This is a genomic window from 'Fragaria x ananassa' phyllody phytoplasma (assembly GCF_018274325.1).
Lineage (GTDB): Bacteria > Bacillota_I > Bacilli_A > Acholeplasmatales > Acholeplasmataceae > Phytoplasma.
Window position 1 is genome coordinate 1 of record NZ_JAGVRH010000012.1, and the last position, 9,333, is coordinate 9,333.

Annotated in this window: 6 protein-coding genes and 1 pseudogene; 2 read left to right on the forward strand and 5 right to left on the reverse strand. The window is 22.8% G+C overall.

All coding sequences use genetic code 11. From position 1 onward, the window contains the following. On the forward strand, positions 1-983 hold a 983-nt coding region (locus tag J8J04_RS02575), incomplete at its 5' end, for an AAA family ATPase (protein WP_212332015.1). A 347-nt stretch (positions 984-1,330) separates the two neighbouring features. Next, positions 1,331-1,468 (forward strand): hypothetical protein, encoded by a 138-nt coding sequence (locus J8J04_RS02580; RefSeq protein ID WP_225885835.1) that lies wholly within the window; start codon positions 1,331-1,333, stop codon positions 1,466-1,468. 512 nt (positions 1,469-1,980) lie between these two features. Here J8J04_RS02580 and J8J04_RS03405 read toward each other — a convergent pair. From J8J04_RS03405 to J8J04_RS02600, 5 genes and pseudogenes are all read right to left on the reverse strand, one after another. Beyond that, positions 1,981-2,046, reverse strand: a pseudogene (locus tag J8J04_RS03405) (hypothetical protein); the annotation flags it as partial. Between the two features lie 838 nt (positions 2,047-2,884). Then, positions 2,885-3,355: a hypothetical protein gene (locus tag J8J04_RS02585; RefSeq protein WP_212332018.1), complete on the reverse strand. Its 471-nt coding sequence runs from the start codon at positions 3,353-3,355 to the stop codon at positions 2,885-2,887. Between the two features lie 645 nt (positions 3,356-4,000). Further along, entirely contained in the window at positions 4,001-6,106 is a 2,106-nt protein-coding gene (locus J8J04_RS02590; protein ID WP_212332021.1) for a DUF2963 domain-containing protein, read from the reverse strand. Between the two features lie 2 nt (positions 6,107-6,108). Further along, on the reverse strand, positions 6,109-6,615 hold the full coding sequence (locus J8J04_RS02595) for a hypothetical protein (protein ID WP_212332029.1): 507 nt from the start codon (positions 6,613-6,615) through the stop codon (positions 6,109-6,111). 1,474 nt (positions 6,616-8,089) lie between these two features. After that, the gene (locus tag J8J04_RS02600) at positions 8,090-9,193 is read right to left on the reverse strand and encodes a hypothetical protein (protein ID WP_212332032.1); all 1,104 of its coding nucleotides are present in this window, start codon (positions 9,191-9,193) and stop codon (positions 8,090-8,092) included. Positions 9,194-9,333 lie beyond the last annotated feature (140 nt).

Consider the following 9,333-nt stretch of genomic DNA (forward strand, 5'->3'; position numbering starts at 1 on the left):
TTGATGAAATTGATGCTTTAGGTGGAACAAGAGGAAATGATTATAGTAGAAGTTCAGAAAAAGACCAAACTCTTAATCAACTTTTAAGTGAAATGGATGGTTTTTCAAAAACATCAGGAATTGTTGTTATAGCTGCTACTAATCGTGTTGATGTTCTTGATCCTGCTTTAATTCGTCCTGGTAGATTTGATCGTCAATTTAATGTTGGTTTGCCTGATTTAGAAGCAAGATGTGAAATTTTAAAAGTGCACTCAAAAAATAAAAAAATGAATAAAAATATTAACTTTTTGCAATTAGCACAAAGGACGCCTGGTTTTAGCGGAGCACAACTTGCTGCTGTTTTGAATGAAGCTTCAATTTTGGCAGTTCGGAATAATAAAGAAATGATTACTATTTATGAATTAGATGAAGCAATTGAAAGATTATCTATGGGAATTGCTAGAAAAAATAAAAAAATTACTTTACAAGAAAAAAACACGACTGCATACCATGAAGCAGGACATGCAGTAGTTGAAATGAAAAGTTCTACTAATTCTAAAAAAGTTAGAATTATTACAATTGTTCCGCGCGGGAATGCTTTAGGTTATATGTGGGCAACCCCTGAAGAAGAATATTTTTTTTCATCTGAAAAACAATTATTAGAAGATATCACATGTTCTTTAGGAGGGGTTGTTGCCGAAGAAATATTTTGTAATTCAAGGACTGATGGTGTTTATTTAGATTTAAAATCAGCTACTTCTAAGGCTTATAATATGGTTTGTCATTCTGGTATGAGTTCGTTAGGATATATTAATTTTGAAAGATGTTCAGAACAAACTCGTTATCAAGTAGATCAAGAAGTTAAAAAAATTATTGATAAATGTTATATGAAAGCTAAAGAAATTTTAGAAAAAAATAAAGATTTAGTAGAAAAAATTACTAATTCTTTGTTAAAGAAAAATACTTTAAATCAAGAAGAAATTTATGAACTCAATGTTAAATAAAATAAAAAAAATATTTATAAATTTTAATTTTTTTCTTCTTTATTATACTACTATTTTTTTATAATATCTTGTTTAACTAAGTTTTTTTTAAAATTAACCTTAAAACCATTTTTGAAATAATTTTATGTATAATATTTTTTTGTAGTTTAATATAATAAGTAAATAGGAATAAAACTACATATTAAAAAAGAAACAAAAAATAACAACAAATTATAAAATTTTTTAATTATTATTAGTATTGCTTTCTGATACTATTTGTGTCTTTAACTTATACAAAAAAACGAAAAACAAAACAATACAATTGCAAGTTATTCAAGCAAATAGGTACGCCAACTGATAATATATGTATGGAATCATTTTGGGTAAATATGAAGTGTGAAACTATCCATTATGAAAAAATGCAAAACCTTAATGAATTTCAAGTTAAAGAAATTATTAATGATTATATTAAATATTATAAAACTTATCGAAAAATAAAAATTTAAATTATTTATCACCTTTAGAATATAAAAATATTAATAAATAAATTATTAAAACAAATGCCCTCAATTGAGGGCATTTTGTGTTATTTTTTATTCTTATGGTTAAAAAATGGTTTACATTAAACAACTACAACACCTCTAAAACGTATTATTTTACCCCTATATAATATTTTAAAAATAAAATTATAAGTTAAACTACAAATATAAACCAATTTAAGAAATCATATTTTAATTATTTATTTTTTTAGTAGTTGGTTAATTTTCTTAACCTTTGTTTTTTATTAGATAATTAAGTAAAAAAATTATTTTATTTAAATTTTAGTATTTACATAAATTTATTTTGAGTTACAATAAAAGTAATTAATAGATAATTTGTTTTTTTAGAAAAAAATATTGTTCTTAACTGGTTCTATTTTCGTGGAACTTATTCCTTTATTAATTATTTTACCATAATGTGATTCTATTAATTTTTTTAACCTCAAAATCATAATCAATTTGTTTAATTAATTTATTTTTTATGGGTTGTATTCATCAATTGATTCAAATTTGCTATCTGGGTTATAATGATTTTTTTTGACTAAATTATTTGATTATGGATCAGTTTGAGTTATATAATCTATTGTACTATCAGAATTTTTAACGATATTTTTAATTAAATTTTTTATCTTCATGAAATTAATTTTTATTATAATTTTGTTTTAATCCTATAAATTGATTGTTAAATTTATTTAATAATTCATATTTTTTTTTTTTTTTAATAAAAGTAGCTATTTTAAAGAATCATTTTCATAACTAATGAATTTTATTTTTTTATATTTTTTATATAAATTAATTCTAAATATATTCAAAAATAAAATTATTGAAAATGATATAATTATATCCCAAATGATAAAAAAATATTAAACTTATGAAATTGTTGATTAACGCTATTTTTTTACATTTTCTTAATTCCTTTTTTATTTTTAATTTATTTTTTTTACTTTACAATATCATTTTTTCTAATTGATTTATTTTATTTTTTAAATCATCAAAATTATTTAAATTATTATTAACAATTATATTTTTTTTATGATTTAAATTTTTTTGAAATAAAAATAAGATTTAAAAAATAAAATTTAATTAATTTAAAAATTAATAAAAAAATAAGTTTAAAAGGATAAAAAATGATTTTAAAAATTATTTTAATAACATTAAAAATTATTTTAATAACATTAAAAATTGTTTTAATAATATTTAAAAATACTTCCTATAAAAACTAAAATTGTTAAAAATAATAAATTGAATAATTATACCTGTACTATTTAAAAATATTGCCTAAACTAAAATTAACATCTTTAAGAGCAATTATGTTGTTAAATCTAACCTTAAAAAATGATATAATAATAGTAACATAGATTTTTATTTTTGTAATAAATTCATCTAGACTTTTTTAACTTGAGTTAAAGTTAAATTATTATTATTATAATAACATTCATCTTTTAATCTAAATATTTCATCATAAATTAATTGTTTACGTTCTTCTTGGTTTTGACGAACGTATTTTTTGTGTCTAGGGGTGCCTTCTTCAATGAAGTCGCCATCTTTTTTTATATAGTCAATTGATTTTTCGATATCACGAACAGTTTCAATTTTAGGATGAAAACCTTCAAAATCAAAGAATCTTTCATTTCTAATATTAATACTTTTTGTTAATTGAAAAAGAACATGAGTATGGATTTCTTTGTGTTCTTTATGATTTTCAGTGTTAGAAATAATATATGAGATTTCTTGTTTTTTAGAAGTAATTAATTCTTTAATATGATTATGAATTTTATCTTTACCCAAAGGACATTTTGAATAGGTTAAAAAAATATTTTTTGATTTTAATCTAAATTTATTGATTTTTTTCATTTTTTTTTATCTTTCATGTATAACTTCCCTAATATAATAGGGAAGTATTTTATTATATTTTATAGAAGTAATTTATTCATTAAATTACCTAATAAACTGGTATTAATAACTAAATCAGTAGAGAGTAGATAATGAAGCTACTATTGCAGGAGCTTCTATTACAACAAGAGTTCCTCCAAGTACAATAGTTCCACATATAATTAATGCTTCGGCGATTTGTTTTTTAGTATTTATTTCTTTATCATAATCATTTTCAGTTATATTTGATGGAATTAAAGATTTTTTTTGATGAGGATTAGCTAAAGAATTAAAAGAATTAGGTAAATTTAAAAGAGAAGATTTAGATGGTTTTTTTAAATAATCAATTAAAGGATTTTTATTTTTAATTTTTTCAAATTGTAATTATTTTAGTTCTTTTAAAGCATTCATTAATTTAATAATATTTTGAAATTTATTAGTATCATAAACATATTGATTTTGATATATTACTTTTTTGGTTTGTTTTTCTTGATTATTTTGAGGTTGTTTTTTTGAATAAAGATAATTTAGGCAATCTTAAACCTAAAAGGAATAGTAAAATTAAAAGAATAATTAAAATAAATATAAATCAAATTATTGATATAATTTTTCTTTTTTTATTCATAATTAAGGATTAATAATTTCTTGAATAGTTCCGTCATCTTTGTAAACAGTACGTTTTGGTTTCATAATATTCTCTTTTGGATATTCTTCAATGTATTCAATTATTTTTCCATCATTTTTATATTTGGTGGATTTTGTTAGTTTTTCGGTATCTTTGTCATATTCGTTAATCCAGGAAATTGCTTTACCATCATTTTCATAACTAATGAATTTAATTTTTTTACCATTATCTTTGTCATATTCGTCGATAGAGATAATTGTTTTACCATCATCTTGATATCTGGTGTATTTTATTTTTTTACCAGTATCTTTATCATATTCGTCAATCCAGGAAATTGTTTTACCATCATTTTGATATCTGGTGTATTTTATTTTTTTATCAGTATCTTTGTCATATTCGTTGATAAAGTATACTGTTTCGCCATCTAATCTATAGTCGGTGGATTTGATTTTTTTACCAGTATCTTTGTCATATTCACTGATAGAGTAAATTGTTTCGCCATCTAATCTATAGTCGGTGGATTTGATTTTTTTACCAGTAACTTTGTCATATTCGTCAATAAAATTAATTGTTTCACTGTCGTCTTTGTAATTAGTAGATTTAATTGAAAAACCAGTATCTTTGTCATATTCGTCAATCCAGGTAATTGTTTTACCATCATTTTGATATCTGGTGGTTTTGATTATATTACGAGTATCTTTGTCATATTCGTTGATAGAGTGAATTGCTTTACCACCATTTTGATATTTAATTTTTTTATTTTTTTTACCAGTATGTTTGTCATATTCTTCAATAAAATGAATTGTTTCGCCGTCTAATTTATATTCGGTGGATTTGATTTTTTTACCAGTATCTTTGTCATATTCGTCAATATATTCAATTGTTTTTCCATCATCTTGATAATTGGTTGTTTTAATTTTGTTACCAGTATCTTTGTCATATTCGCTGATAGAGTAAATTGTTTCGCCATCTAATCTATAGTCGGTGGATTTGATTTTTTTACTAGTATCTTTGTCATATTCATTGATAGAGTGAATTGTTTTTCCATTATCTTGATATTTGGTGTATTTTATTTTTTGACCAGTATCTTTGTCAAATTCGTCAATCCAGGTAATTTTTTTATTGTCGTCTTTGTAATTAGTAGATTTAATTGAAAAACCAGTATCTTTGTTATATTCGTCAATCCAGGTAATTGTTTTACCATCATTTTGATATTTGGTGGTTTTGATTATATTACGAGTATCTTGGTCGTATTCGATGATAGAGTGAATTGTTTTACCATCATTTTGATATTTAATTTTTTTAATTTTTTTACCATTATTTTTGTCATATTCGTTGATAGAGTGAATTGTTTCGCCGTCTAATTTATAGTCGGTAGATTTGATTTTTTTACCAGTATCTTTGTCATATTCGTCAATATATTCAATTGTTTTTCCATCATCTTGATATATAATAGATTTAGTTTTTTTACGAGTATTTTTGTCATATTCGTCGATAGAGTGAATTGTTTTGCCGTCTAATTTATAGTCGGTGGATTTGATTTTGTGACCATTATCTTTGTCATATTCGTCAATCCAGGTAATTGTTTTTCCATCACCATAATATTGAGTTAATTTAATTTTGTTACCAGTATCTTTGTCATATTTGTAGATAGAGTGAATTGTTTTGCCGTCATCTTGATATTTAGTAGATTTAATTTGATTACGAGTATCTTTGTCATATTCTTCAATGTATTTAATTGTTTTACCATCATCTTGATAAATTATTTCTTTAAATTTATCACCTTGGGAATTTAAGAATTCTATTTTTCTTATTATTTTAGTACCTGGTTGAAAAATAACATTTTTAGTTTCATTTAATGCATCAATTTCTTTATCAAGTTTAAACATAATAGCATTATATGTTTTTTCTTGTTCTTCTTGTGATGGAATATTAGATTGAGGTTGAACAGTTTCTTGATCTTGTTGGTTTGAGTTTTCAGTTTTAGATTTATTTTCATTAATAGATAATAAAAGAAGCATTAAAAAAACAAAAATAAATCCAGTAAAAAATAAACCCCAAATGATAAAGATAATGTTTGTTGTTTTTTTTTGATTATTATTTTCCAATTTTATTTACCTCTTTGATTATAATTTTGATTATTTATTGATTTAATAACATTATTTCTTTTTTGTTGTAAATTAAGCTTATATTCTAATTCAGATATCTTTTTTTGTAATTTAATTAAATCAGTTTTATCAGGAATATTGGTTTTAATTGATGATTCAACAGATGGTTTAATAAGCGACTTTGATTTATTAAATATTTTAATTAATTTGATAATTAATTTAAATGGTAATTTGATTATTTTAAAAATTAATTTTATTATTATTTTAATAATATTAAAAATAGGAGAAACTACAAAAGCTAATACAGTAATAAAAATTAAAAAATAAAAAATAGTTAAAGCAAATTGAAGAATTATCTCTATACTATTAAAAATATTACCTAAACTAAAATCAACACTTTTAAGAGCAATTATACTGTTAAATCTAACCTTACAAAATGATATAATGATAGTGACGTAGATATTTATTTTTGAAATAAATACATCTATGTTGTAATTGAATATTTGCATTTAATATGCATCCTTTCGTATGTAGTTATATAAATCTTTGTCTTTGGTGAGAGTGGGATTTACATAACTATTTTTTTTTATATATTTTAATGTAGGCTTAATATAACGAAAATGACCCTACATATATGTCCTCTGACAAACATATACATAGAGTCATTAATAATTTTAACATTTATTTTATATTAAAATTAAATAATAATGTTTTTTTTGTCAGAGGAATACACTTATATTATAACAGAAAACGATAAGTATTTAACTAAATAATATAAATAAAATATTAAAAATAAACTAAATAACGACTTTCTTTTTGATAAGAACCAAATAATATAAATAAACCAGGAAACAATCCCCAAATAAGACCATATATACCACAAAATATTTTTGTAAATTTATTTGCTTTGGAATTAAATAATCTTATATATAGAAAAATCAAAATAGGAAATAAAAGAAAGAAAAAATAATATAATAATTCTAAAAAATTTTCATTAAATAAACTATTTTTTAATTCATAATAATATTCTTTTTCAAATATTTTAATATAATAAATTTTAAAATTTAAAAAATATAAATTATAACATCAATAAATAATTTAATTATTTTGTTGTTCTTAACTGGTTCTATTTTTTTGGGGCATTCAAATGTCACATAACATTTTTTCAAAATGTTAGTGAATGTGATTGTTAATTATATAATTAACAATCATTGTGTCCCTTAAAACTACGTTTTAAGAGCCATTGTGCCCATTAAATCCTAAAGGATTTAACGGTCATATAAAAAAATCCCACACATTGAATAAAAACTCCCACCAATTGCAATTGGTGGGACTATTGGTGGGATATAAAAACCTAGGAAAATACTAGTAGCGCATGGGGCAATGTTATTCCCCATGCGCGCGTAAAGTAAGTAAATACCTATTAAAATGAAAAAAGTCCCACAAACTTGCTTTCTAGCATAAAGTTAGCAGAACCCCCCTAGGAAAACACTAGCGAATTTTTGATATAAAAAAAACCCTAAATTTCAAAATAGTAATTTATAGGGGTAACATAATTATTTATCTTTGGTTTTAATAATTTTATAAATATAAAATAGCTTAGTCTCTTTCATTTATCCGTCTTATCAATCCTACTCCCAATATAGCATTAAGCATAAAAACTCACATAAAAAAATACTTTTTTTACATTCGTTTTTATTGCGCTTAATGCTTTTATATATTGTGAGGATTGACAAGCGGATGAAAGCGACCAAGCTCTCTTAAAAAAGACACTTCTAATTGTATGAGGATTAACAAACAGAATCAGCAAACACAGATCTAAAAAAGAATGAGGGGTGGAGTTAAAAGGAATAGTGCATTACTTAATATAATTCTACCCTCTTGCTGAATATAAACTTGATATAGGGGCAAAATAATGTGTTTTAGAGATATTCTAGATTAGATAGATTGATTAAAATTAAAATTTGGCGCAACCGAAATTTATTAATATAATTTATCAGAAATATATATGAAAATACAATTATCCTCTATATATTCATGAAATCTATGACCATTATCACGAGACCATTTACAATAATCTTCAAATGAAATATCTGGATTAACTAAAAAAATACTTAATTTCTTTCCAGCTATTGTTCTTTTGGGAGCATATTTAACATTATAACTAAAACCTTTTTGACCACCTATAATATGTTTTAATAAACCTTCTTTTCTGATTTGAGAAATACTTATATCATCAAAAATATTTATTTTATAAGCATTTTTATGAGTTTGTTTGCTAAAATCAAACTCACCTCTGTTATAATTATAGTGAAGGTTTAAATGTGTTAAATAACTTAATATAAACTCGGTTTTACCGAGTCTACTAGGTCCTTCAATCACAATAGATTTAGAACGATCACCTAATGATTGAGCTGATAATTGTTGGTTTAGAGAAGCAATTATCTCATTAGTTTTAGAGTTAGTTTTGAATGAATCGAAAGAATATTCAGGTTTGAAAAATTCTTCTTCATCTTCTAACTCTTCTTTTTTTTTAGTGAATTTTTTATTTAAAACTTGATCAATAAAATCTATTTTTTCATAATAAAAATCACGATCTAGATTAATTATGAATTCATCTAAACTTCTTTTAACTCGATTTAAAGTTAAATTATCATCATGATAATATTGATCTTTTAATCTATCTATTTCATCATAAATCAATTGTTTACGTTCTTCTTTTTGGTTTTGACGAACGTATTTTTTATGTCTAGGGGTGCCTTCTTCAATGAAGTCGCCATCTTTTTTTATGTAATCAATTGATTTTTCAATATCACGAGCAGTTTCAATTTTGGGATGAAAGCCATCAATGTCAAAATATCTTTGATTTTCAATTTCAAGATTTTTTGTTAATTGAAAAAGAACATGAGTATGTATTTCTTTGTGATCTTGATGGTTTTCAGTATTAGAAATAATATATGAAATTTCTTTCTTTTTTAAATTCATTAATTCTTTAATATGATTATGGATTTTATCTTTACCTAAAAGACATTTAGAATAAGTTAAAAAAATATCTTTTGTTTTTAATCTAAATTTAGTTTTTTTCATTATAATATACTCTTTCTGGATCAGCCCCTATTAATTTAGGGGCCTTTTTTTATTTATTTTTATTTAATAATTTATAGTAATAAAGTCATAACTGGTGCCATTTGACCCAAAGATGCACCCAAAGATGCAAAGATAGGAGG

What these genes read in the sequence shown, in the direction of transcription:
- J8J04_RS02580 (WP_225885835.1), top strand. Translation starts at nt 1,331, where the DNA reads ATGGAATCATTTTGGGTAAATATGAAGTGTGAAACTATCCATTATGAA.
- J8J04_RS02585 (WP_212332018.1), bottom strand. Translation starts at nt 3,355, where the DNA reads ATGAAAAAAATCAATAAATTTAGATTAAAATCAAAAAATATTTTTTTA.
- J8J04_RS02595 (WP_212332029.1), bottom strand. Translation starts at nt 6,615, where the DNA reads ATGCAAATATTCAATTACAACATAGATGTATTTATTTCAAAAATAAAT.
- J8J04_RS02600 (WP_212332032.1), bottom strand. Translation starts at nt 9,193, where the DNA reads ATGAAAAAAACTAAATTTAGATTAAAAACAAAAGATATTTTTTTAACT.